The 23,876-nt window shown below is 68.1% G+C and carries 24 protein-coding genes and 1 tRNA gene; 5 read left to right on the plus strand and 20 right to left on the minus strand.

Going from position 1 to position 23,876, the window contains the following annotated elements; all coding sequences use genetic code 11:
• Positions 1–42: 42 nt before the first annotated feature.
• From ACI2KI_RS10610 to hppD, 13 genes are all read right to left on the minus strand, one after another.
• Positions 43–1,299: a multidrug effflux MFS transporter gene (locus ACI2KI_RS10610; protein WP_404619879.1), complete on the minus strand. Its 1,257-nt coding sequence runs from the start codon at positions 1,297–1,299 to the stop codon at positions 43–45.
• A 244-nt stretch (positions 1,300–1,543) separates the two neighbouring features.
• Complete coding sequence (locus tag ACI2KI_RS10615; protein WP_404619881.1) at positions 1,544–2,665, minus strand: HlyD family secretion protein; 1,122 nt, start codon at positions 2,663–2,665, stop codon at positions 1,544–1,546.
• A gap of 13 nt (positions 2,666–2,678) precedes the next feature.
• Positions 2,679–4,364, minus strand: a complete 1,686-nt coding sequence (locus ACI2KI_RS10620) for an MFS transporter (protein ID WP_404619883.1) — start codon at positions 4,362–4,364, stop codon at positions 2,679–2,681.
• Positions 4,361–4,924: a TetR/AcrR family transcriptional regulator gene (locus ACI2KI_RS10625; protein ID WP_313471920.1), complete on the minus strand. Its 564-nt coding sequence runs from the start codon at positions 4,922–4,924 to the stop codon at positions 4,361–4,363. The genes ACI2KI_RS10620 and ACI2KI_RS10625 overlap by 4 nt, the downstream gene beginning before the upstream one ends.
• 185 nt (positions 4,925–5,109) lie before the next feature.
• Positions 5,110–5,194: transfer RNA gene (locus ACI2KI_RS10630), tRNA-Leu, on the minus strand.
• Between the two features lie 65 nt (positions 5,195–5,259).
• Positions 5,260–6,072, minus strand: a complete 813-nt coding sequence (locus ACI2KI_RS10635) for a hypothetical protein (RefSeq protein ID WP_404619885.1) — start codon at positions 6,070–6,072, stop codon at positions 5,260–5,262.
• Positions 6,069–6,590: a CcdC protein domain-containing protein gene (locus ACI2KI_RS10640; protein ID WP_404619887.1), complete on the minus strand. Its 522-nt coding sequence runs from the start codon at positions 6,588–6,590 to the stop codon at positions 6,069–6,071. The genes ACI2KI_RS10635 and ACI2KI_RS10640 overlap by 4 nt, the downstream gene beginning before the upstream one ends.
• Before the next feature lie 63 nt (positions 6,591–6,653).
• On the minus strand, positions 6,654–7,661 hold the full coding sequence (locus ACI2KI_RS10645; protein ID WP_404619889.1) for a fumarylacetoacetate hydrolase family protein: 1,008 nt from the start codon (positions 7,659–7,661) through the stop codon (positions 6,654–6,656).
• Positions 7,662–7,728: 67 nt separating this feature from the next.
• The gene (locus tag ACI2KI_RS10650) at positions 7,729–8,019 is read right to left on the minus strand and encodes a hypothetical protein (RefSeq protein WP_292085535.1); all 291 of its coding nucleotides are present in this window, start codon (positions 8,017–8,019) and stop codon (positions 7,729–7,731) included.
• Complete coding sequence (locus ACI2KI_RS10655) at positions 8,010–8,480, minus strand: methyltransferase family protein (RefSeq protein WP_404619892.1); 471 nt, start codon at positions 8,478–8,480, stop codon at positions 8,010–8,012. Before ACI2KI_RS10655 ends, ACI2KI_RS10650 begins: the two co-directional genes overlap by 10 nt.
• The gene (locus ACI2KI_RS10660) at positions 8,477–8,845 is read right to left on the minus strand and encodes a cupin domain-containing protein (protein ID WP_404619894.1); all 369 of its coding nucleotides are present in this window, start codon (positions 8,843–8,845) and stop codon (positions 8,477–8,479) included. The genes ACI2KI_RS10655 and ACI2KI_RS10660 overlap by 4 nt, the downstream gene beginning before the upstream one ends.
• A complete protein-coding gene (locus ACI2KI_RS10665) occupies positions 8,842–9,921 on the minus strand; it encodes an isoaspartyl peptidase/L-asparaginase family protein (protein WP_404619896.1) in 1,080 nt (359 codons plus the stop codon). Before ACI2KI_RS10665 ends, ACI2KI_RS10660 begins: the two co-directional genes overlap by 4 nt.
• Before the next feature lie 327 nt (positions 9,922–10,248).
• Entirely contained in the window at positions 10,249–11,334 is a 1,086-nt protein-coding gene (gene hppD, locus ACI2KI_RS10670; protein ID WP_404619898.1) for a 4-hydroxyphenylpyruvate dioxygenase, read from the minus strand.
• A gap of 193 nt (positions 11,335–11,527) precedes the next feature.
• On the opposite strand from hppD, the gene ACI2KI_RS10675 reads away from it, so the two are divergent.
• The 3 genes from ACI2KI_RS10675 to ACI2KI_RS10685 are packed head-to-tail and all read left to right on the plus strand — an operon-like array spanning position 11,528 to position 13,286.
• A complete protein-coding gene (locus ACI2KI_RS10675) occupies positions 11,528–12,109 on the plus strand; it encodes a YqaA family protein (RefSeq protein WP_404619900.1) in 582 nt (193 codons plus the stop codon).
• Positions 12,110–12,145: 36 nt separating this feature from the next.
• The gene (locus tag ACI2KI_RS10680; RefSeq protein ID WP_312064642.1) at positions 12,146–12,685 is read left to right on the plus strand and encodes a disulfide bond formation protein B; all 540 of its coding nucleotides are present in this window, start codon (positions 12,146–12,148) and stop codon (positions 12,683–12,685) included.
• A gap of 10 nt (positions 12,686–12,695) precedes the next feature.
• A complete protein-coding gene (locus ACI2KI_RS10685; RefSeq protein WP_404619902.1) occupies positions 12,696–13,286 on the plus strand; it encodes a demethoxyubiquinone hydroxylase family protein in 591 nt (196 codons plus the stop codon).
• Positions 13,287–13,446: 160 nt separating this feature from the next.
• On the opposite strand, the gene ACI2KI_RS10690 is transcribed toward ACI2KI_RS10685, so the two are convergent.
• From ACI2KI_RS10690 to ACI2KI_RS10700, 3 genes are read right to left on the minus strand one after another with little or no spacing between them, the layout of a single operon-like run.
• The gene (locus tag ACI2KI_RS10690) at positions 13,447–14,418 is read right to left on the minus strand and encodes an esterase-like activity of phytase family protein (RefSeq protein WP_404619904.1); all 972 of its coding nucleotides are present in this window, start codon (positions 14,416–14,418) and stop codon (positions 13,447–13,449) included.
• Entirely contained in the window at positions 14,415–16,286 is a 1,872-nt protein-coding gene (gene cobT / locus ACI2KI_RS10695) for a cobaltochelatase subunit CobT (RefSeq protein WP_404619906.1), read from the minus strand. The genes ACI2KI_RS10690 and cobT overlap by 4 nt, the downstream gene beginning before the upstream one ends.
• A gap of 45 nt (positions 16,287–16,331) precedes the next feature.
• On the minus strand, positions 16,332–17,126 hold the full coding sequence (locus ACI2KI_RS10700) for an NYN domain-containing protein (protein ID WP_404619908.1): 795 nt from the start codon (positions 17,124–17,126) through the stop codon (positions 16,332–16,334).
• Positions 17,127–17,188: 62 nt separating this feature from the next.
• Between ACI2KI_RS10700 and ACI2KI_RS10705 the strand changes: the two genes are divergently transcribed.
• Positions 17,189–17,617: a hypothetical protein gene (locus ACI2KI_RS10705; protein ID WP_404619910.1), complete on the plus strand. Its 429-nt coding sequence runs from the start codon at positions 17,189–17,191 to the stop codon at positions 17,615–17,617.
• A gap of 62 nt (positions 17,618–17,679) precedes the next feature.
• Here the strand turns inward: ACI2KI_RS10705 and ACI2KI_RS10710 are convergent, their stop codons facing one another.
• The gene (locus tag ACI2KI_RS10710; protein ID WP_404619912.1) at positions 17,680–20,532 is read right to left on the minus strand and encodes a M16 family metallopeptidase; all 2,853 of its coding nucleotides are present in this window, start codon (positions 20,530–20,532) and stop codon (positions 17,680–17,682) included.
• A 97-nt stretch (positions 20,533–20,629) separates the two neighbouring features.
• A complete protein-coding gene (locus ACI2KI_RS10715) occupies positions 20,630–21,358 on the minus strand; it encodes a hypothetical protein (protein ID WP_404619914.1) in 729 nt (242 codons plus the stop codon).
• Between the two features lie 170 nt (positions 21,359–21,528).
• On the opposite strand from ACI2KI_RS10715, the gene ACI2KI_RS10720 reads away from it, so the two are divergent.
• Complete coding sequence (locus tag ACI2KI_RS10720) at positions 21,529–21,825, plus strand: DUF3883 domain-containing protein (protein ID WP_404620259.1); 297 nt, start codon at positions 21,529–21,531, stop codon at positions 21,823–21,825.
• Between the two features lie 50 nt (positions 21,826–21,875).
• Here the strand turns inward: ACI2KI_RS10720 and ACI2KI_RS10725 are convergent, their stop codons facing one another.
• Complete coding sequence (locus tag ACI2KI_RS10725; RefSeq protein ID WP_404619916.1) at positions 21,876–23,078, minus strand: helix-turn-helix domain-containing protein; 1,203 nt, start codon at positions 23,076–23,078, stop codon at positions 21,876–21,878.
• Positions 23,079–23,155: 77 nt separating this feature from the next.
• Positions 23,156–23,863 carry a hypothetical protein gene (locus ACI2KI_RS10730; RefSeq protein ID WP_404619918.1) on the minus strand — a complete coding sequence of 236 codons (708 nt, stop codon included), beginning with the start codon at positions 23,861–23,863 and terminating at the stop codon, positions 23,156–23,158.
• Between the last annotated feature and the right edge of the window lie 13 nt (positions 23,864–23,876).

Genomic DNA, 23,876 nt, shown 5'->3' on the forward strand with positions numbered 1-23,876 from the left:
GTATTCAGATGCGTGCGAAAAGGCTCCCTCGCGCCGGAAAGATCAAGCCTTCGCCGGCATCGGCCGCAGGTGGTGGGCCTTGAACAGGCGTCCCTTCTCGGCGGCCAGGACCAGCAGCAGGGCGACGACGCCCAGGACCGCGAAGCCGACCGTCATCGGCACGGTGGTGCCGTCGAAATGCTGGCCGATCCAGAAGCCCAGCAGGGCCCCGCCGATGGTCGAGATGAAGCCCTGGGCCGAGGCCGCCGTTCCGGCGATATGACCCATGGGCTCCATGGCCATGGAGCCGAAGTTGCCGGCGATGAAGCCGAAGCAGAACATCTTGCAGGCCTGAAGCGAGGCGAAGACCCACAGGCTGTCATGCCCCGCATAGGCGATGGCCGCGTGCAGCAGGCTGAAGCCGATGAAGCCGAACAGGGCTGTGTGGGCGATCAGACGCGAGCCCAGCCTTTCCACCATGCGCGAGTTCAGCACCGAGGCCAGGGCGATGCCGCCGGCCACCATGGCGAAGACGGTGGTGAACAGGCCGGGCGACTTGAAGACGTCGAAAAAGATCTGCTGCGACGAGTTGATGAAGGCGAACAGGGCGCCGCTGATCGCCGTCATGGCCAGGGTGTAGCCCATGCCGATGCGGCTGCTCAGGGCCTGACCAAAGGCGCCGGCGATGCGCTTTACCTTGATCGGCATGCGGTCTTCGGGGTGCAGGGTCTCGGGCAGGCGCAGGGCGGCCCACAAAAGGAAGCTGCCGCCGAACAGGGCGAAGAAGCCGAAGATCCAGCGCCAGGGCGCCACCAGCATGATCAGCTGGCCGACGGTCGGCGCCAGGATGGGCACGCCCAGGAAGACCAGGAAGCTCAGCGACATGACCCGCGCCATGGTCCGCCCGGAATAGCGGTCGCGCACGATCGACACGGCCAGCACCCGTGTCGCCGCCGAGCCCAGTCCCATGCCGATGCGCGACAGGATCAGCCACTCGAACGAATGGGCGAAGGCGGCCAGGATGCTGAAGCCGACATAGAGGCCGATGCCGATGAAAAGGATGGGCCGCCGACCGAACCGGTCCGCCAGCGGGCCGTAGAACAGCTGCGCGCCGCCGAAACCCAGCAGATAGGCGGTGATGACCCACTGACGGGTGTTCTCGTTGACCACGCCCAGGTCTTCGCCGATGTGCGGCAGGGCCGGCAGCATGGCGTCGATGGCCAGGGCGTTCAGCGCCATCATGATGGCGATCAGGCAGACGAATTCGGCGAACCCCGGCCCCTTGGAGGCGGCGGCTGTGGTGGGCGGGGTGCTGGTCATCGGGACCAGATGCGGGCTGCGTCAGGCTGACGCAACCCCGCATCGTCATGAATTTTGCGTTGCACCATGACAGGGCGGGGCGCGGGCTGAGCCATTTGGTCATGCCCTTTCGTCTCCCTGCCGTCATTCCGGGGCGCGCAGCGAACCCGGAACCCAGGCGGTTGCTTAGTCTGCGTCCTGCCCGGGGCTGGCGCCTGGCCCCCGGATCGCCCCTGCGGGGCGTCCGGGGTGACGGCGAGGAGGCCTACTCCCGCACCTGAATCCGCGCCACGACCGACATGCCGGGGGCCAGTCGGGCTGCGGCCTCCTGACCCGGATCGATGGAGATGCGGACCGGGATGCGCTGGGCCACCTTGGTGAAGTTGCCGGTGGCGTTGTCGGGGCGGATGACGCTGAACTCAGACCCGGCGGCGGGCGAGATGCGTTCGACCTTGCCCTTCAGGGGTTGCCCGCCCAGGGCGTCGACCGAGATCTCGACGGACTGGCCGACGCGGATGTCGCGCATCTGCGTCTCCTTCATATTGGCCGTGACCCAGACCGTATCGGGGACGAGGGCGGTCAGTTGCGTGCCGACCGCGACCTGCTGGCCGACGCGTACCGCCACCTCGCCCAGACGTCCGGCGCGCGGAGCCTTGATGCGGGTATTGTCCAGATCGATCTGGGCCAGACGGACCTGGGCGCGGGCGTTCTCGACGGCGGCTTCCAGCGAGCCCTTGCTGACGACCGCCGAGGTGACGCCGGTCTGGGCCACGCCCTCGGCGGCGCGGGCGGCGGCCAACTGGGCCTCGGCGGCGCGCAGGGCGTTCTGAGCGGTGTCCACCTGGGCCTGGGCCACCCAGCCGCCGGCGAACAGAGTGCGCACGCGCTGGGCGTCGGCGCGCGCCTTGGTCACGGCGGACTCGGCGCCGGCGATGGAGGCGCGGGTCTGGGCGACCGAGCCGCGCGCCGACGCCTGGCTCTGGGCCGAGTTGGCCAGGGCCGCTTCAGCTGAATGCAGGGCCGCCTGCGCCTGCTCCAGACGCTGGCGATAGATGCGGTCGTCGATGGTCGCCAGCAACTGGTCGGGCTGCACCGTCTGGAAGTCCTGCACCTCGACCGAGGTCACATAGCCGCTGACCTGGGGACTGATGACGGTCACCTGGCCGCGCACATAGGCGTTGTCGGTGGTCTGCGGGCCCCCGTCGAACGGCGGCAGGCGCCAGGCGTGCAGGATCAGACCGACCCCGACCAGGGCGATCAGGACCAGCACCACGCTGATCATGACCCGGCGTCCGCTGGACGGTTGCGGCGCGGCGGCGGGCGGCGGGGGCGCGGCCGGAGCCGGTGCGGCGGGGGCTTGAGCAGGGGCGGGTGTGGCGTCGGTCATGGTCGGATCCGGGTCATTCGACAGCGGCGGCTGCGGCGGCCTCGGCCGCCTGGCGGTTGGCGGCGCGGCGCGCCTCGATACGGGGGCGGAAATGGTTCGCGGCGACCCAGAGCGCGCCGACGGCGGCGGCGCCCGAGATCAGCAGGAAGACGTCGTTGTAGGCCAGCACCTGGGCCTGCTGGCTGACCTGCTGTTGCAGCAGCTTCAGCGCCGCGCCCTGGCGCTGGGCCGCGTCGCCGATGGTGTGCGCGTAGGCCCCGCCCAGCTGCTGCAGCCGCAGCACCACCTCGGGATCGCCCAGATCGATGTGCTCGGCCAACTGGTTGGAGTGATACTTCTCGCGGATCGTCTGGATCGTGCCGATCAGGGCCGAACCCATCAGGCCGCCGATGTTCTGGCCGATCGAGAAGACGACGATGAAGCTGATCAGGTTCTTGCCCCCGCCCTGCAAGACCTTGCCGAAACCGATGATCATGGTCGGGCCGATGAAGAAGGCGGCGGCGAAGGCCAGCAGGGCCTGGCTGAAATAGAGGTTCACCGGCCGCGTCAGCACCGTCGCATGGCTGTCCATGAAGGCGCCGACGGCGATCAGGGCGAGCGCGATGGAGATGGGCTTCCACAGCTTCATGGGATTCAGGGTCAGGGCGCTGGTCAGGGTCCCCGCCGCCGTGGCCAGTAGCATGACCCAGAACAGGCCATGCATCTGGTCGATGCCAAGCCCCATCTGTTGCAGGAAGCCGACCGCGCCGGTCGTCTGTTCCGACAGGACGATCCGCACCAGCAGGATGGCCAGCAGCAGCCGCACGATGTCGCCGCCCGCCAGCCATTTCAGGTCGATCAGCGGGTTGGCGCGGTTGTATTCGATGACGGCGGCGGCGGTCAGCAGGACCAGGGCGCCGACCAGGGCCCAGCCGATCCAGGCCGCCTCGGTCCACCAGACGATTCGACCCAGCCCCAGGACGGCGGTCAGCAGGGCCACGCCCGGCGCGAACAGGGCGAAGGTGACAAAGTCCAGCTTCTCGAAGGTCTTCACCCGCTGCGACGGCGGCATCTTCAGCGCGAAGACGGCGGGCAGGGCGATCAGCACCAGCCCCAGGTCGAACATGTAGACCGCCCGCCACAGGTCATGGTCCAGAAGCGGCCCGACCCCCAGCCGCGCCAGGGGGATGGCCAGGCTCGACAGGCCCACGCCGATGATGATGCCCTTCAGCCGGTGCTGCGCCGGGAAGGCCTGGATGATGTAGAGGATGCCCAGGGTCGACATGCCCGCCGCCGCGATGCCGGCGATGCCGCGCACCACAAGGGTGGAGCCGAAGTCCTCCAGAAACAGGTGCGCCGCCGCCGTCGCCAGGAAGACGATCAGGATGATCTCGGTGAACAGCCGCAGCCCGTACTGCATCCTGAACTTGACCAGCAGCAGGTTCATGCAGGCGTTGGTCATGACGAAGATGACAGGCAGCCAGGTCGCCTCGGCGATGGTCACGCCCAGATCGCCCGCCAGCTGCGGGATGTTGGCCGTCACCGCCGCATTGCCGAGGCTGCCGGTCAGGGCGACCAGAATGCCCACGGCGGCATAGGCCCAGCGCATCGGCGTCGAGTGGTCTGGCGTGGCGGGCGAACCGGGCAGGGCCGGCCGCTCGTGCGGCTTCAGAGTCGCCAGATACTCGTCCCAGGGCAGGTTCCAGTCGCGGCGGCTCATGTGAGCGGCTCCGGCCGGGGCCGTACGGCGTCCAGCACCAGCTCCAGCGCCCGGCGACTCAGTTGATCCCGATCGGCCGCCCCGACCGTGCGCGACGGCGCCCCCAGCATCAGGGCCAGGACGCGCGTGTCCTCCACGCTCAGATCGGGGCGCACCCGTCCCGCCGCCTGCGACACCGCCAGCGCTTCGGCCCCCGCGCGTTTCAGCCCGCTGCGGATCGGGGCCAGGGCTTCGTCCTTCAGATCGCGGATGGCGCTGGCCAGGCCCGCGCTCTGGATCATCAGCTCGACCATCTGGCCGAGAAACCACAGGAAGACCTCGGGATCATCGAGGCGGGCCTGGGTGCGTTCGTGCAGGTCGTCGATCTGTCCCACGAAAACCGCCAGGGCCAGCTCGGACCGGTCGGCGAAGTTGCGATAGAGCGTCGCCCGGCCCACGCCCGCCTGCTCGGCGATGACGTGCAGCGGCGTGTCCAGCCCGTCGCGTGCAAAGGCTTCAGCGGCGGCCGTCAGCAGGGCCTCGCGGCGTTCGGCGGCGTCTTTTCGCAGGGGACGGGTCATGAAGATCGCCAAGTGGACACTTGTGTCCGCTTAATCAAGAGCGGTCGGACTCATTCTTTGTTTCGCCGTGTGCGGGCGCGGGCGAATCCCTCCTTGCACAGCGGAATGCGCCAGAACGGCTAAGGCTGCGTTCCGGGCGATGATGATGACGGAAGGGGGCGCGCCTTCAGGCGCTCATCCAGATGTGGTGCCGGTGGCCGGGCTCGAACCGGCACTCCTCTCGGAACAGGATTTTGAATCCAGCGCGTCTACCAATTCCACCACACCGGCACAGGTCTGGGAGGCCGCGCAATCTAGCGAGGGAATGCGCCGGGTCAATCGCCAGGCCTGGAAAATCAGCGCATCATGAAGTTGGTGCGAAACACGATGAGCCGAGGCGTGATCGGCGCGCCGTCCGACGCCTTGAGACGGGCGTCGCGCACGCTGCTCAGCGTCGCGCGGCCGAAGCCGCCATCGGCGGGAAACTCGCTTTCGACCACGCAGTCGTTCACCCGCCCGTCCGGCAGGGCCATGCAGGACAGCATGGCGAAACCGGCGCTGTAGCGGGCGAGGGCCGGGTAGTTGGGGCGAGGCGGCCGTTCCCAGGTCACGCCCGCCGACAGCCCGCCCTCGCCGAGGTCGGGCAGGAGGGCGTCGCGCGGATCCTCCAGAGGCTTCTCGCAGGCCGTCAGGGTTTCATCCACAGCCGTCGAGGAGGCCGGCAGGTGCAGATGATGCGTCAGATTGCGCCCCGGCCCGGCCCCGTCCGGCGTCATGATGGAGAGCATGCCACCGTCGCGCAGCTTGCGGGCGAAGGGCGCCGGCAAGGCGCTCATGGCCACGGTGGGACTGGTCGCGACGTTCCAGGTCTCGGGATGGGAATGGTCGCCATAGGACAGGTGCAGCACCCGCGTGTCGCCCAGGGCTCCGGGCAGGCCGGCCACCAGGGCGTCATAGACCTTGTTGGTGCAGCGCAGGATCACGCTGACGCCGCTGTCGAGGCTGACATAGGCGGCGACCGTCTTCTTGGCAGGGTCGCGAATCATGTCCCAGTCGTCCGCAGACGCTGTGGCGGGCGCGGTCGGCGCCTTGTCCTGGGCTGCTGCGGCGCTGGGCAGGATCACGCTGAAGAAAAGCGCGGCGGCCGCGCCCTGTCCAAACCGGCTCATGCTGCAACCTCCACATGGCTGTCGGTTCCGCCCATGAGGATGCGACGGGCCCGGATGTACATTTCAACGCGCTGCATGACGATCAGGCCGATCGCGAACAGCATGAAGGCGTCGGTGACGACCACGGCGTCCAGATGCCAGGCGGCCGCATTGGTCTGCATGACTTCCCGCAGGCCCGCCCGCGCGGCGAACAGGCCGATCACCAGAATCAGTCCCAGGGGCGAGGCCTGGGCCTTCAGCGACCCGTCCGGCTCCTTCTCGATGGTGATGGTCTTGCCCCGCCACCAGCCGGCGAAGCCGCCCAGGCCCAGGGCGACCACGAAGGCGAGCCAGGCCAAGGGGCCGAAATGCGGGTGCTGGGTATTGGCCCACAGGCCGAAGCCGATCGCTGTGGTGACCAGCAGGGGCATGACCCACAAAAGATGCGGCCGCAGGGTCCGTTTGCGCCTGTTGCGCAGCAGGATGATGATCAGGGCCACGGCGATGCCGATCAGCGGGCCCATGGTTTGCGGCGACATGCGGAAACTCCCCCTCCGAGCGCCCTCAGCCTAGCCCGACGAACGGCGCTCGAAAAGCTGAGATCAGGCGGGCGCGACCGTCTGTTCGATGGCGCCGAAGATGGTGTGGTGCCTGTCGTCCAGCATCTCGATGCGGACGGTGTCGCCGTGCTTGAGGAAGGGCGTTTTCGCCTCGCCGGTCAGGATGGTCTCGACCGTGCGGACCTCGGCGATGCAGGAATAGCCCAGACCGCCCTCGGCCACCGGCTTGCCCGGACCGCCGTCGGCGTCCTTGTTCGACACCGTGCCCGAACCGATGATCGACCCGGCGATCAGGGCGCGGGTCTTGGCCAGGTGGGCGATCAGCACGCCGAAGTCGAAGGTCATGTCCACGCCCGCGTCGGCCTGACCGAAGTCCTTGCCGTTCAGCTGCACCGACAGGGCGCCCGACAGCTTGCCGTCCTTCCAGCGGTCGCCGAGCGCATCCGGCGTGACGAAGACCGGCGACAGGGCGCTGGCCGGCTTGGACTGGACGAAGCCGAAGCCCTTGGCCAGTTCGCCGGGGATCAGGTTGCGAAGCGAGACGTCGTTGACCAGACCGACCAGGCGGATCGAGGCCAGGGCCTCGTCGCGGCTGGCGCCCAGGGGCACGTCGCCGGTCACGACCACGATCTCGGCCTCCAGGTCGCAGCCCCAGGCCTCGTCCTTCAGCGGGATGGCGTCGCGCGGACCCATGAAGTGGTCGGAGCCGCCCTGATACATCAACGGGTCGGTCCAGAAGGTCGCCGGCATCTCGGCGTTGCGGGCTTTGCGCACCAGTTCGACGTGGTTCACATAGGCCGAGCCGTCGGCCCACTGATAGGCGCGGGGCAGGGGGGCGGCGGCGTCGCGCTCGTGGAAGCGGCCGCGCGGAACGGCCTCGTGCTCCAGGCTCTCGGCCAGGGCCCGCAACAGGGGCTCGCAGCGGTCCCAGTCATCCAGCGCCGCCTGCAGCGTCGGGGCGATCAGGAAGGCGTCCGTGAACCAGTTCAGGTCCTTGGAGACGACGACGAGGCGGCCGTCACGGCCGTGCTTGAGCGAGGCGAGTTTCATGGGGTGAAGCTAGTCTTGGGCGAGGGGATTGGGAAGCGGAGACATGACCGGCGCGGACGCCGTTCGATCAACTGTTCGGGGGCGCGATGACGGCGCGGGCCTCGGCGCCGGTGCGCAGGGCGGGATCGCGCACCTCGACCTCGACGGCGATGGCGCCCGCGGGCTCGTGCGCCCACAGGTAGCGGCGCTCGATCTCGACCGCGCGGCCGGACGGGGCCATGCCCTCATAGACATCACCCCAGGGGGTGACGGCTTTCATCTCAACCCACAGAAGGCCGCAGGCGGCGTCCAGTTCCTCGATGGCCATTTCCGACAGTTCGTCGGCATGCGGGGCGGGACGGTTCGGGGTCACAGCCATCGGCGGACCTTTCCTTGATAGGCTTGATATTCAGCGCCGAACTTGCTCGCCAGATAACGCTCCTCGCGGGCGATGACGAAGCGGTCGACGACGATCAGGCAGGGGGCCAGCATGGCCAGGGCGACGGGGCTGTCCATAGCCAGGGCGAAGCCGGCGTAGGTGATCGCGAACCCCAGATAGATGGGGTTGCGGCTGTATTGGTAGAGGCCCCCGGTCGCGAGCGCCGTGGTCGGCTTCCACGGCTCGGGCGCGGTGCCCAGACGACGGAAGGTCCCCGCCGCGATCCCGTCCAGCAGCAGACCGCCGATCACCAGAACAAAGGCCAGGCCGCGCCGCCAGTCGACGTCGAGGCCGAACGACGGCTCGCTGACCAGCCGCCCGATCCCGAACCCGGCCAGCAGGAAGCCGAGATAGATCAGCGGCGGCGGGGCGATGACGCCGGGGTGGTCGGGTTTGCTCATATCGTCTGCCCCGAGGGCGCGGTGAATTCCGAGGTCGGGGCGTCGCCGGTGTTGATCACTTCCGAGGGCTCGAAGATCATCACCTCGGCCTCCTCGTCGGCTGCGGTGCGGTGTTCGACGCCGCGCGGCACGACGATGAACTGGCCGGGCTCCAGCGTCTCCACGCGATCGCGGAACTCGACCCGGAAGCGCCCCTTCCAGACCAGGAACATCTCCTCGGCCTCGGGGTGGCTATGCCAGGGGAAGACCCCCTGCACCTTGACCAGCCGCACGTCCTGTCCGTTCAGCTGCGCCGCGACGCGCGGCCGCCAGTGATCGGAAAAGCCGCCGAACTTCTGCTCCAGATCGACGACCTGCCCGGTCATCGCGAGGCGTCCTCGTCGGCGTAGATGGCGACGCGCGACGCGCGGCCCGACCCCGCCTCGCCGCGATACATGCCCGAGGTGTTCATCGAGAAGGCGACCGTCCCGTCCTTGCCCATGACGATGACCCCGCCGTCGCCGCCGATCGAGGCGACGTCCGCGATCTCGGCGTCGGCGGCGACCTGAACGCCCATGCCTGCGGCGGTGCGGTGGCAGATGTCGCGGGCCACGGTGGCGCGGATGAAATACTCGCCCGAGCCGGTGGCCGAGACGGCGCAGCCGTCGGCGTTGGAGGCGTAGGTCCCCGCGCCGATCACCGGCACGTCGCCGACCCGGCCCCACTGCTTGGCGGTCATGCCGCCGGTCGAGGTGGCGGCGGCCAGACGCCCCTGGCTGTCCCGGGCCACGGCGCCGACCGTGCCGAACTTGCGCTCGTCCAGCGGGGCTTCATTCAGCGAGGCCAGCGGGACGGGCCGGGACAGGGTGGCCGGTTCCGGCGGCGCGCCTTGCGGGCGCGGCGGCAGGGGCAGGCCCTTGTCGCGCAGGGCCTTCAGCAGGGCCTGCCAGCGGCTCTCGGTGAAGAAGAAGCCCGGCTCGACCTGTTCCAGCCCGACCGAGGCGGCGAAGGTCTCGGCGCCTTCGCCGATCAGCATGACGTGGGGCGAGCGCTCCATCACCGCCCGCGCCGCCGCGATCGGGTGACGAGTGCGGGTCAGACCGGCCACGGCCCCGGCGCTGCGGTCGACGCCGTTCATCACGGCGGCGTCCAGTTCATTCTGGCCGGCGGCGGTGAAGACCGCCCCGCGCCCGGCGTTGAACAGGGGGTTGTCCTCCATGGTCTCAACCGCGGCCTGGACCGCATCCAGCGACGAGCCCCCGCGCGCCAGCACCGCCGAGCCGGCGTCCAGCGCCGCCTGCAGACCGGCACGATAGGCCGCGTCGCGTTCCGGGCTCAGGTTGGCGCGCTCGATGACGCCCGCCCCGCCGTGTATGGCCAGCGACCAGGTCGGCGCCTCCTGCGCAAGGGCAGGCGACGCCAGCAGGATCAGGACGGCTGCGGCGGTCAGGGCGGATTTCATCAGCGGTTTCCCCTCGTTTCTCCTCCCCATGAAACGGGGAGGTGGCGCGGCGCGCAAGCGCCGTGACGGAGGGGCTGCTTTCGAGCAGGCAAGCCCCTCCACCGCTACGCGGTCCCCCTCCCCATTATCATGGGGAGGAAATCATCATCGGTGGTGCAGTCGTTTCCACACGCGGTAGGCCACAATGGGGGCGAAGCCGCAGATGAGGGCGACCAAGAGGATTCCCCAGAACCCGCCCTCCGGCCATCGGCTTGCAGTCAGACCCGCCGCTATGCCCGCAAACGCCGGGCCCAGAAACGGAATCCAGTGCGGCGGCCGCATCTTCATTCAGGCGTCGACCTTGATGACGCCGCGACGGATCTGGTCCAGCTCGATCGAGTCGAACAGGGCCTGGAAGTTGCCGTTGCCGAAGCCCTCGTTGCCCTTGCGCTGGATGATCTCGAAGAAGATCGGGCCGAAGGTGTCCTGGGTGAAGATCTGCAGCAGCAGGCCTTCCTCGTCCGAGCCGTCGATCAGGATGCGGTTCTTGCGCATCCGCTCCACGTCCTCGCCGTGACCCGGCAGGCGCTTGTCGATCAGTTCGAAATAGGTCTCGATCGTGTCCTGGAAGTCCACGCCGCGCGCCTTCATGGCCTCGACCGTCTCGTAGATGTTCTCGGTGGTCAGGGCGATGTGCTGGATGCCTTCGCCGTTGTAGCGACGCAGGAACTCCTCGATCTGCGAGTTGTCGTCCTGGCTCTCGTTCAGCGGGATGCGGATGGCGCGGTCGGGCGCGATCATGGCCTGCGAGAACAGGCCGGTCGCCTTGCCCTTGATGTCGAAATACTTCTGCTCTTCGAAGTTGAACACCGAACCATAGAAGCCCGACCAGGTGCGCATCTCGCCGCGACGCACGTTGTGGGTCAGGTGGTCGAGGATCTCGAGACCCATGGAGTTCTTGCGCTCGGCCTCTTCCCAGCCCTCGACCTCGTCCCAGGCGTCATACAGCGAGCCGTGCTCGCCATACTGGTCGATGACGTACAGCAGGCTGCCGCCGATGCCCTGCAGGATGTAGGGGTAGTCGTTGCCCAGCGCCCCGCCGTGCACGCCCTCGGCGGCGCGGGCGCCGCGCGCCAGCGCGCCCTCATAGGCCGCCTTGGCGTCGGCGACGCGGAAGGCCATGCCGTTGGCCGAGGGACCGTGGTCCCTGGCGAAGTCCGCCGCCTGGCCCTTGGGGCTGCGGTTGACCAGCATGGTGATGTCGCCCTGTTTCAGGCGCACCGCGTCCGTGGTCGGGTTCACATGGGTCTGGGTGAAGCCCATCAGCTCCAGCCGGGCGATCATGGCTTCCGGCTCGGGACCGGTGAATTCGACGAATTCGAAACCGTCCACGCCCAGCGGGTTTTCCTGGTCGAGTTTGGCGGCGTCCATCATGGCGCGTCTCCTCATACTGTCTTTTAGGGCGACCTCTGCCGCCGATTGGGGCGGAACCTAATGGGCGGCCCCGGTCGGGCGCAAGGCGGGGCTGCATCGAAACAGGACACGTTGCGGTGTCGCAGCCGCCGATCAACGGGTGCGCGCGGGCCTTCATCCTGCTAGGAGCCGCAGGCTCAACCGGGACGCCTGTATGCTTCGCAAGCTTTATGACTGGGTCTTCTCCCTGGCCCGCCACCGTCACGCGACCCGGTCGCTGGCCGTGGTCTCCTTCGCGGAGAGCTCCTTCTTCCCCATTCCCCCCGACGTCATGCTGGCGCCCATGGTGCTGGCCAAGCCGGAGCGCGCCTATTTCTACGCCACGGTCTGCACGATCGCCTCGGTGCTGGGAGGCCTGCTGGGCTACGCCATCGGCTATTTCCTCGAGCCGGTCGGCATGTGGATGCTGGCTGTTCTCGGCAAGGCGGATGCGTTCGAGGCCTCCAAGGCCCTGTTCCAGCAGCACGGGGCCTGGGTCATCCTGATCAAGGGGCTGACGCCGATCCCGTTCAAGCTGATCACCATCGCCTCGGGCATCTTCCAGTTCAACCTGGCCCTGTTCGTCGCCCTGTGCGTCGTCACGCGCGGCGCCCGCTTCTTCCTGGTGGCCTTTGTGCTCAAGCGCTGGGGCGAGCCCATGCTGGCCGTGATCGAGAAAAGACTGGCGCTTTTCACCGTGCTTTTCGTGGTTCTGCTGGTCGGGGCCTTCTTTGCCGTCAAGCTGATCGGACACTGATCGACGCGGGCCTCGGCTGAGGCTAAGAAAGGCGCCATGACGCGCCTGTATCAACGCCTGACCCGCTGGTGGACCGCCTTTGCTCTGGCGGCCTCTCTGGCCATGCTGGGCGCGGCCCACGCCTTCGAGCGGTTCGCGGGCCTGGCGCCCTGCAACCTCTGCCTCAAGCAGCGCGAGGTCTATTGGGCCGCCGTGGCCATCGCCGGGGCCGCCACCTTCTGGGCCGTGTTCAGCCGCGCCAGCCGCGGCACGCCGCGCATCGCCTCCTTCCTGTTGGCCGCCGTCTTCTTCACCGGGGCGATCACCGCCGGCTTCCACGCGGGCGGCGAGCTGAAGTGGTGGGACCTGCCGGCCACCTGTTCGGCCATCCCCTCGACCACCATCGACCTCAGCGCCCTCAGCGCCCTGGCCGACGGCACCGCCGAGATGAAGCCCATCGTCGGCTGCGGCGACGTGCCGTGGAGCCTGTTCGGAATCTCGATGGCGGGCTGGAACTTCTTCGTGTCCCTGGCGCTGGCGATCTTCAGCCTGCTGGCGGCGAAACGTCCCAAGGACGCGCGCGCGCCGAAGGCGTAAGGAAGCAGTCATGACCGAGGCATCCGACACCGTCGCCGCCGCCCGCCGCGTCCCCCTGGCTCGCCCCGGCGTGGGCCAGACCCGCGCCCGCATGGCCGAAATGCTGCGCGTCGATCACGCGGGCGAGTTCGCCGCCGTCCACATCTACCGCGCCCAGCGCGCCGTGCTGGAAGGCCGCAAGGGCAAGGCCGCCATCGCCGCCGACCTGACCGAGATGGAGGGCCACGAAGCCGTCCACCTGGCCCGCTTCGAGGCCCTGCTGACCGAAAACCGCGTCCGTCCCACGGCCATGATCCCGCTGTGGAAGCTGGCCGCCACGGCCCTGGGCGCCGGCACCGCCCTGATCAGCGAGAAGGCCGCCCACGCCTGCACCGAGGCGGTCGAGAGCGTCATCGAGAAACACTATGCTGACCAGATCGAGGAGGTCCGCGAGCGCGACCCCGAACTGGCCGCCGAACTGACCAAGTTCCGCGAAGAAGAACTGGCTCATCACGACCACGCCATCGAGCACGGCAGCCGCGAAGCCCCGGCCTATCGTCTGCTCTCAAGCGTCATCAAGGTCGGCTGCAAGGCGGCGATCAAGATCAGCGAACGGATCTAGGACAAGGCCTCTCCCTCCCCGTTCGGGGAGGGTGGTCGCGAAGCGACCGGGTGGGGAGGGCGCGGCGATACGGAGCGCTGCGGCTGTCTTGCCTTGCCGCCCCCACCCGTCTTCGCCTTTCAGGCTCAGCCACCCTCCCCGAACGGGGAGGGAGAATTCTTCACCTCACGTCAAACGCCAGCATCATGGTCCGCTGCACGGCGTTGAAGTTGTCGTCGGACAGGATGTAGAGCCGCGTCCGGTCGCCGCGCCGCTCGGCTGCGATCCCCTCGAAATTGTCCGTCGTCCCCGGCAGCTTCAGCTCGATCAGCACCGGCCCCAGGGTCCCGTCCGCCGCCATCCGCCGCACCCGCGCCCGCACGTCGATGGGCGCGCGATAGGCGCGCTGCACCACGAACCAGCCTCCGGCCGGATCGCGGTCCATGCCGGTGATGCGATAGTCGCTGTCGGCCAGAGGCGTCTCGGGCGGCGCGGTCACGACGACGCAGCGTGCGGGGATGCAGTCCCAGACCCCGCCGGACTCGCCCGCGACCCGCCAGCCGTCGCCGGAGGCCGCCAGCCCCTCCATTCCGTCATTCTCAGCAAAGGGGAAGTCGGGCCGTCGCACGGCCTGCGGGTTTCGCATCGCGGTCAGCGGGCCATAGTTCCAGATGCGGTGGTCGCGCTCGAGGCTGACCAGAAGATCGCCGCCCGTGGTGACCGCCAGTCCCTCGGCGTCGCCCTCGATCTTCTGGCTGATCGGCGTCCCGTCGGTCAGGGTCAGGCGGCGCACACGCAGGCCTTCCAGCCCGATCAGCCGGCCGCGCCCGTCCAGCGCCAGCTTGCCGCGCGCCAGATCGCCCACGTCGGAGACGCTGATGAAGCCGCCGTCGCCGGTCAGCTTCAGGTCGGACAGGCTGTGCAGGGGCGAATCCATGCCCGCCAGCACGGTCACGCCCCCGGCGAAGCGCACGCCTTGCCCCAGCGCCGCCGCGCCGGGCAGGCCCAGCCCGACCGTCCGTGTGGAGGCGCTGACCGGCGTCCAGCCGTCGGCCTCGGGCGTGGGCGACCACGGCTGCGAGGTGACGACCGCGCCGGCGCAGGCCGCCAGGGTCAGCGCCGCCAGGGCCGCGACATAGATTCGCCGGTTCACGCGGCGTGTTTCTTCGCCGACCGGGCCACCGTCTTGGGCTTGGCCTCGAACAGCTCGGCGAGCTTCTCGGTCATGACCCCGGCCAGTTGCTCGACATCGACGATGGTGACGGCGCGGCGATACCAGCGGGTCACGTCGTGGCCGATGCCGATGGCGATCAGCTCGACCGGCGACTTCGTCTCGATCTGCTCGATCACCTGCCTCAGATGCTTGTCCAGATAGAGGGCGGCGTTGGCTGACTGGGTCGAGTCATCGACCGGCGAGCCGTCGGAAATCACCATGAGGATCTGGCGCGACTCGGTGCGCCCCAGCAGCCGCTCATGCGCCCAGGTCAGGGCCTCGCCGTCGATGTTTTCCTTCAGCAGGCCCTCGCGCATCATCAGGCCCAGGTTCTTCTTGGCCCGGCGCCACGGCGCATCCGCCGACTTGTAGATGATGTGGCGCAGGTCGTTCAGACGGCCCGGATTGGCGGGCTTGCCGGCGCTGATCCAGGCCTCACGGCTCTGCCCGCCCTTCCAGGCGCGGGTGGTGAAGCCCAGAATCTCGACCTTGACCCCGCACCGCTCCAGCGTCCGCGCCAGGATGTCGGCGCAGACCGCCGCCACCATGATCGGCCGCCCGCGCATCGAGCCGGAGTTGTCGATCAGCAGGGTCACGACCGTGTCCCGGAACGGGCTGTCGCTTTCCATCTTGAACGACAGGGGGCTGGTCGGATCGGTGATGACGCGGGTCAGGCGCGCGGTGTCCAGCACGCCTTCTTCCAGATCAAAGGCCCAGCTGCGGTTCTGTTGCGCCATCAGGCGGCGCTGCAGCTTGTTGGCCAGACGCGACACCACGCTCGACAGGGTCGCCAGCTGAGCGTCCAGCAAGGAGCGCAGCCGGTCCAGCTCCATGGGATCACAGAGCTCTTCTGCGCCGATGGTCTCGTCATAGGCGCTGGTAAAGACGCGGTAAGCGTCGATGACCCGCCCGTCGTCCACGCTGTCCTGACGGTTGGGCAGGGCGCCTTCGTTCAGTTCGGGGCCGTCGTCGCTGGCCTCGCCGTCGGGCTCGGCGGGGGCGCCGTCGGGGCGGGTCTGGCGCTCGTCCTCGGCGGACTGGTCGTCGGCCGTGCCTTCCAGCGACTGGCCGCCTTCGCCGCCGTCCTCTTCTTCCTGTTCCTGCTCGTCGGGCTGATCCTGCTGCGAGGCGTCGGGCTCGTCCTCGCCCTGTTCGTCGTTGGCGTCCTCAGCCTGACCGTCGCCGGGATCGAGGTCCAGCGCCCGCAACACGTCCTTCAGCCGGGCGGCGAAGGCCGTCTGATCGTCGGCCACGGCGGCCAGGGCGTCCAGTTCGGCCCCCGCCTTCAGCTCCATGTTGGAACGCACCAGATCGAGCATGGACTTGGCGCCGTCCGGCGCGGCCTCGCCCGTCAGCCGTTCGCGCACCAGAAGCGCCGCCGCCTCGGCCACCGGCACCCGTTCGGCCTCGGCCCTCAGGGCGCCCGACTTCTCCAGCCGGGTCAGAAGCGCGGCGTTCAGATTGTTGCGCACCCCCTTCAGCTCGCGCGCGCCGACGGCCTCGACCCGTGCCTGTTCGACGGCGTCAAAGACCTCGGCCGCCGTCTGGTCGATGGGGCGCAGCTGGGCGTTCAGCCCCTCGTCATGATTGGCCAGCCGCAGGGCCAGGCGGTCGGCCTGACCGCGCAGGGTCGCGCTCTCGGGCGCGCCCGGATCACGCGGCGGATGGGGCAGGGTCAGGACGCCGTTCGACAGCCGCGGTCCGTCCGAACCAAAGTGGACCTCCAGCTCGGCCTGCTCGGCCAGGGCGCGCGCGGCATTGGCCAGTGCGCGTTTGAAGGTCTCGGTCGGGGTCTCTGCGGCGGCCATGGCCCACACATAGACCACCCCGCGCGCGGGGGAAGGGGGCGGGCGCTACTTCGCCTTGCCGCCGGCGTCCTTCTTCGGCTTCGCGCGGACTCGCATGGCGCCGCCGGCTGCGGCTTCCACGTCGAATCGGCCGGTGGCGCGGATCAGGTCCGACAGCTTGGCGTGTCCGTAGGTGCGCTGGTCGAAGTCGGGATAGGCGTTTCTCAGCCGATTGCCGATGCCGCCGATATTGACCCAGCCGTCGCCGTCCTCGTCCATGTCGGCGATGGCGGCGGCGATCAGGCGCACGGCGTCTGCGGGTTTCTTCTCCGCGACCGGCGCAGGCGCCGGCTCTCCGCCATCCTCGTTCCCTCCGCCCCGTCCGGTCAGGTTCTCGGTATAGATGAAGCGGGTGCAGGCCTGGCGGAAGCTCTCGGGCGTCTTGCGCTCGCCAAAGCCGTAGACCGGCACGCCCTGCTCGCGGATGCGCGCCGCCAGCCGGGTGAAGTCGCTGTCCGACGACACCAGGCAGAAGCCGTCGAACCGTCCGGAGTGCAACAGGTCCATGGCGTCGATCACCAGGGCGATGTCGCCGGAGTTCTTGCCCTTGGTGTTGGCGAAATTCTGCTGCCACTGGATCGCCCAGCGCGGCAGAACCTCGACCCAGCCTTTCAGCGAGGGGTTGGCTGAGTCGCCGTAGATGCGTCGGGCCGAGGCCTCGCCCAGGGTGGCGATCTCGGTGAACAGGGCCTCCGCGATTCGGGCCGAGGCGTTCTCGCCGTCTATCAGGACGGCCAGGCGCGGGGCGCGGGCGGCGGTGGGCAGGTCGGTCGGCATGGACGAGGCCTTCTGGATTGACACGCCGTCAGCCTCGACCCGCAGGCGGGCGCGGTCAACCGGCGTCGGGCGTGCTACAGCAGGCCATGACCAATGCATCCCTGCGCCGCCTGATCGACCTGCCCGGCGTCGATGATCTGGAACTGAAGGCGCTGATGAAGCCGCGCTACGCCGATCCTGACGCCCGCGACGAGTTCCCCGAGATCGATGCCCTGACCGGCGCCCTGTTCGGCCTGAGCGGCGATGAGGCCGAGGCTGTCGCGCTGCCGGACGACTGGGACGATATCCATCGCCTGTCCGGCGCCGATCTGGCCGAGGCCTTCGAGGCCCTGGGCTGGGACGTGACCGACAAGCGCAGGAAGCCGCTGCGTCTCATGCCCCATTACGCCCTGCCTCTGGCTCTGGCCATTCGCGGCGTCGCCGGCGAACTGCCCTTCGTGCCCGAGCCCGATCACCCCACGACCGACTGGGGCGCGGGTCTGGCCGCCGACGCGGCGCGCTTCCGCAAGCGCTAGCCCAACGAAAAAGGCCGGCGGGTCGCCCCGCCGGCCTTTCCGTTCGTGTCGACTGAAAGGCCTTACTGGGCCGTCGTCGGGGCCGGAGCCGAGCGGACCTCGACCGGCAGACCCAGGGCGTCCAGCTGCGGCTTGACCACCGAGGCGTCGCCGACCACCACCCAGACGAACTTGGCCGGGTCGATGGCTGCGCGGGCGGCGGCATCCATCTGCTGGGCCGTCAGGGCGTTGATGCGGCCGGCCAGGGCTTCCTGATAGCCGTCGGGACGGCCGTACAGGGCGTTGGAGCGCAGGGCGCCCAGGACCTGGAACGAGGTCTCATAGCTGCCCGACAGGCCGCGCGTGTCGCCCAGCACGGTGCGGTCGCGCTCGGCCTGGGTCACGCCGTCGGCGCTCAGGAAGCGCTCGTACTGACCGATCAGGGCGGCGATGGATTCGCCCGTGCGGTTGGCCTGGACCGGGGCGTTGACGATGTAGGGCGAGCGGTTCTGCAGGGTGCTGACATTGCCGCGCACCCCGTAGGACCAGCCCTTGGTCTCGCGCAGGTCGGCGTTGATCCGCGACAGGAAGTCCGCGCCCAGCACGGTGTTGGCCGTGGTCAGGGTCAGGATGTCGTCGGTGCCCGACACCGGCAGGACCTGACCGCCGTAGATCAGCGACTGCGGCGATTGCGGACGGTCGATCAGGACGATCCGCGCCGAGGTCTGGGGCAGGGCGGCGTTGAAGGCCTTGGTCCCCTTGGCCGTCGTCGGCGCGCGCCAGTCGCCGAAGGCGGCTTCTAGCTGCGGCTTCAGTTCGGCCAGCGGCAGGTCCGACACGACGAACAGCTTGGCGTTGTCCGGACGGATCCAGGCGGCGTGCTCGGCGACCAGATCGGCGCGCGTCAGGCCGCGAACGACGGCTTCGTCGCCCGAGCCGCTGAACGAACGGCCGTAGGGGTGGCCCTCGCCATAGATCAGCGGCGGCAGGGCGCGGCCGGCGATGGCGGCCGGTTGGGTCTTCTCATTGGCCAGGCCAGCCAGACGCTGGGCGCGCAGGCGCTCGACCTCGGCCGGAGCGAAGGCGGGGTTGCGCACCACGTCCGACAGCAGGGTCAGCGACGGTTGCAGGTTGGTGGTCACGGTCGACAGGCTGGCCGTGGTGCGGTCCATCGACGAGCCGACCGAGACGCTGGCGCCCAGACGTTCCTGGGCCTCGGCCAGGGCCTTGGAGTCGCGCGTCGTGGTGCCTTCCTGCATGACGTTCAGCATCAGGGTGTGGGCGCCCAGCCGGTCGGCGCGGTCGGCGGCCACGCCGGCGTCGAACTCCAGGGCCACGCGGGTCACCGGCACGGTGGTCGAGCGGGCGTAGACCACCTCGATCCCGTTCGACAGGGCGGCGCGCTCGACGGCGGGGAAGTCGACGTTGGAGACCTGGCCGATGGCCGGAGTCGCTTCGCGGGCCACGCGCTGGATCGGCGCGGCCGGGGTCGGGGTCGCGCCCGACGGGGCGGCGGCGGCGTCGACATAGGCCTCGCGCTCGCCCGGCTTGACGATCTGGCTATAGACCGGGCGGCTCAGCCACTTCTTCAGCGCGGCCTGAACCTGGGCCGGGGTCACCGCCGCATAGGCCGCCAGCTCCTTCTTGTAGAAGTCGGGATCGCCCGAATAGAGCTGGCCCTCGGCCAGGACCGAGGCCTTGCCGTTGGCCATTTCCAGACCCTGGATGCGGCGCGAGGCGTACTGCGTCACCACGCGGTCGATCTCGTCCTGGGTCGGGCCGTTGGCGATCAGGTCGGCCAGGACCTCGTCCATGCGCCTGGCCACGGCGTCGGCGTCGGCGCCCGGCTTCACCATGGCCGAGTAGCTGAACATGCTGACGCGCTGGAAGGTCTGGTTGCCGGCCGAAACGCTGGAGGCGATCTGCTCGTCGCGCACCAGGACATTGTCCAGACGCGAGCTGGCCAGGCCGCCCAGCACCGAGGCGCCGACGCTCAGCGGCACCGAGTCCGGGTCGTTCAGGCCCGGCGTCGTCCAGGTGCGGCTGATGCGGGTCTGGGCCACGCGGTCATGCAGCACCTGCTCGACCGGGGCCGCCAGGGTCGGCACGTCGGCCGGAACCGGGGTGTGCACCGGGCCGCGCGCGATGGCGCCGAAGTAGCGCTGGCTCAGTTCGCGGGCCTTGGCCTCGTCGATGTCGCCCGACAGGACCAGGATGGCGTTGTTGGGGCCGTAGTTCTGACGGAACCAGTCGCGCACCGTCTCCATGCTGGCGGCGTCCAGGTCGGCCATCGAGCCGATGGTCGAGTGGCGATAGGGGTGACCCTCGGGGAAGAGGGCTTCCAGGGTGGCGTAATAGGTCAGGCCGTAGGGCTGGTTGTCGCCTTGGCGCTTCTCGTTCTGGACGACGCCGCGCTGCAGATCCAGCACCTCCTGGCTGACCTGCCCCAGCAGATAGCCCATGCGGTCGGATTCCAGATACAGGGTGTAGTCCAGCGCCGGGGTCGGCACCGTCTGGAAGTAGTTGGTGCGGTCGAACCAGGTCGTGCCGTTCAGGCCCGTGGCGCCGGCCGCGTTCATCGTCTGGATGTGGCTGGACGGCGAGTTCTCCGACCCGCCGAACATCAGGTGCTCGAACAGGTGGGCGAAGCCGGTCGAGCCCTTGGGCTCGTCCTTGGAGCCGACATTGTACCAGACCGACACCGCCACCACCGGCGCCTTGCGGTCCTCATGGACCAGGACGGTCAGGCCGTTCTCCAGCTGGAAGCGCTTCCACGGAATGTCGACGCGGGCGACCAGTTCGGACACCGGCGCCCCGCGCAGCGGCGTGGCCGAGGGCGCGCTCACGGCCGTCGCGGCGGCGGGCGCATGGGCCAGAACGGGCGAAGCGACGGCCACAAGGGCGGCCAGCGCGACGGAAGAGGCGGCAAGACGCATGGATTTCAGTCCCCAACAGATAATGCTGGGGGCGGACCTTAACTGTGCATCACCGAACGGCAACGCGACACATGCGTCCATGAACGATTGTTCATGTTCAGGTCGCCGCCTTCAGCGCCTCCAGCGCCGCCTGCGCCTCACGCATCTCGCGCCGGGCCTCGGCGGCCTCGCGCTGGGCCTCCGTCACCACGTCCCGGTAGACGTCCCTCTCCAGCTTCAGCTGATCCCAGTAGAGGGCCTTCAGCTCATACTGGGGGTCGTCGTGTTTCGACTCCGGCGTCAGGGCGAAGCGCGCGCTCATCATTTCCGCGTTGAAGCGCGCGGCCAGCAGCACCTCCAGCGGCGTGTTCTCGAAGCTGTGGGCCTTCTCCTGCCGATCCATCAGCCGCACATAGACCTCGGCCAGCCGCGCCAGCCCCTGGGCCTCGGGCAGCCGCCGCATCAGCATGGCCCGGCCCGAGGCGATCATCGCTGTCGAGGCCAGCACCGCCGCCTTGCCCTCATGCGCGTCCTCGGCCGTCAGCGGCCCGAACAGGGCCTGGGCCAGCGCCGCCTCGGCCGCGGCTTCCTGCTCCACCCTGGCCTTTTCGGCCTCGCCTTGCGCCGCCTCTCGCGCCTTGGCCGTCTCGATGGCGATCTGGTCGCCCCAGTCGCGCTTGGTCGCGCCGTGCACCGTGATCCGCTTCCTCAGCGCATGGCCCGACACCCGCCACCGCTCGCTCAGCTCCGGCACAGTCGCCCCGTTGCGATACTCGTCGAGAATGATCTCCCACGTCGCCCCCGACAGCCGATAATGGGCCGGCCCGCCCTTCAGCTTCCCGCTCATGCGCCCATCATGGCGCCGTCGGCGACCAGGGCGCGCCGATCGCCCCGATCCGCCCCCAAGCCCCTGAAAACCCACAACCCTCAATGCGAGAGGTAACGCCTTCTCCCTCCCCTTCATGGGGAGGGTGGTCGCGCAGCGACCGGGTGGGGCGGGCCAGGTGACCCATCCGCCTGCCCCACAAGGTCGAATGGACGTCCCCGGAGCACGGCGACGGCGCCGGCTATGACATCCGCAGCTTCGACCCAGCGGGCAAGGAGCGCCTGATCGAGGTCAAGGCCACGCGCGGCGGCCCCGCCACCGACTTCTTCCTGACCCGCACCGAGCGCGAGGTCTCAACCGAACGCCCCGACGCCTGGCGCCTCTACCGCCTCCACGACCTCGCCGCCGCCCCCGCCCTGTTCCAGCTCAAGCCCCCGCTCGAAGCGGCGGTGACGCTAACGGCGGAGACGTGGCGGGCGGGGTTTTGACGGTCGACAACGTACAGCACTCGGCATCTACGAACGCTTCAGCGGCCTTATCAGCGGCGAATGGGAAACGGTATGATCTCTCCAGACGCCGAGCGCTCGGGCCGAGGGCCTTCCGCGGATTTCAAGGATACTACCTCCGCGGCCTCGCGCTCAAACCAACCCTTGGGAAGGCTACACAGGGCCTCCAAATCCGCTGCCGACACAGTGAATTCTGTGGCGAGCAAGTCCTCTTTTTGTCGAATTCCATTATCAACGATAAGGTTTAGGCTATCCCGAAGCGCTCTAGGAGCAGTCAGTGGCCATTGTTGATCAAGAGGTTCGCCTTTCGACCAACCTTTTGCAGAGTAAAGCTTGTATAGTTGTCGGGCGTAATCCTCTGGAATGATGTCGAGATCGGATAGCCGTTTAATCTGTGCCTTGATTGAGACACGCCACCGTTCTTTTAGAGTGGTGAACATCGCCAGAGAGGGGCGCGTGACCTCATGCGGGTATGTGGTTGACGGCATAAGGAAGGCGCTTCCTAGGCGGAAAGCTTGCTGCTCAATCATGCGCAGATTGGCTTCAAATTCCTCCTCAGGCACGTCTCGATGCAGAACGGCATGGGCAAGCTCATGCGCCGCATCCATTTGTCGGCGCGGAAACGACATCTTGTCCGTTGCCAACAGAACGTGGGGGCGACCATCAACTGGGGACCAACTGCAGAGCCCATCTAGTTTGGTGGTGTTCATTGCTATGGTCGAGGTCACGATCCCGATCCGCTCCATCAGGGCGACCATGTCACCGCTAGGACCCTCGCCGAGTTTCCAGTGATCCCGAAGCCGGAGCGCGATGGCCTCGATATCGTCGTCTCGCAGATCGGTATAGCTTCTACCTTCCAGTACATCGGGGATATCGAGCGTCGGCAGATCTACGTAATGGCCTAGTACGAAGCTGACTTCTTGAAGCCAGTGCATCTGGGCCTTTTGGTAGTTTAGGTCCCTTGCCAACGTACTGGCGAGCGATCGCAGGAAGGTTGGCCGATCACTCCTAAATGGCTCGCGCAGAAAGAACTCCGGACGAACTTGGAGTTCGCCGGCTAGACGGACCAGAGTGGTCGGGTCTGGACTCTGATCCGCATACTCGTCTTCCCATCGGGATACTGAGGTCGGGCTCACGCCAAGGCGGCGTGCTAGAGCAGACTTAGTCGCGATGCGCCGAGCCTCGCGCAACTCGGTCAGTCGTGCCGGGATAAAACCCGGGGTGCCAATACGCATGATCTTGGAATCCCGTCAGCTCCGCGTTCCTAGAACGCGGAGCAACTTGCCTTAGTGCCTTGATGCGGTGTGGCGACCTAATCGTCGCCGTCGGCTACATCCGTGTCTGGCACGCTTTCCGGCGGGATGAACAACCGTCGATTTTCGCGAAGTTTGACAACCTTGCCGTCTTGCTCAGCCGAGGGTGCTTCGTCGATTTTTTCCGGGCTCGCTTCGTAACCCGAAATGAAGGCTTCAAGCGACTGATAGAAGACATAGTCCTTATAGTCGGCACTGATTACACCGACGGCGATCTCTTCGATTAGGCCGGCCCGCTCACGGTCACGCGCGGTCGGGAAGAGAGCGAAGATGTCGGTCGGCCTAGGCGTCGTTTCGTCAATGAACAGGCCTGGCTGAAGTGTCAGATTGAGCGTGACGCCCGCCGCTCTCGACATGTTCTTCACTGGAAGCTTTCGGGGCTCAGGCATAGCCGCGAAACCGAGAACGATACCGACTTCTGGACCCGCGAAACGGGCGAAGGGCTGAAACACCTTCAGGTCAGTTCCAATCATCACACCATCTATGATGAGCGTTCCACCGTGAAGTTGGACAACTTCCTCGTAACCTTGTTCCTGAAGCCGAAACCGAATCTGTCCCTCGGCCTCACGACTGCGCTTGGCGTTCAGCGGCAATTCGCGTTGGACCACCTCGTGGGCTTTGAGGGCTTCGGCACGCAGCCGGTCCTCAAGGTCCAGCAATAGCCCCTTCGGAAGGGCTTCAAGAATGGCGCGGCGCGGGTCGACCATGACGAATCTCCTC

Source organism: Brevundimonas sp. NPDC046655 (genome assembly GCF_044901625.1).
Classification (GTDB): Bacteria; Pseudomonadota; Alphaproteobacteria; order Caulobacterales; family Caulobacteraceae; genus Brevundimonas.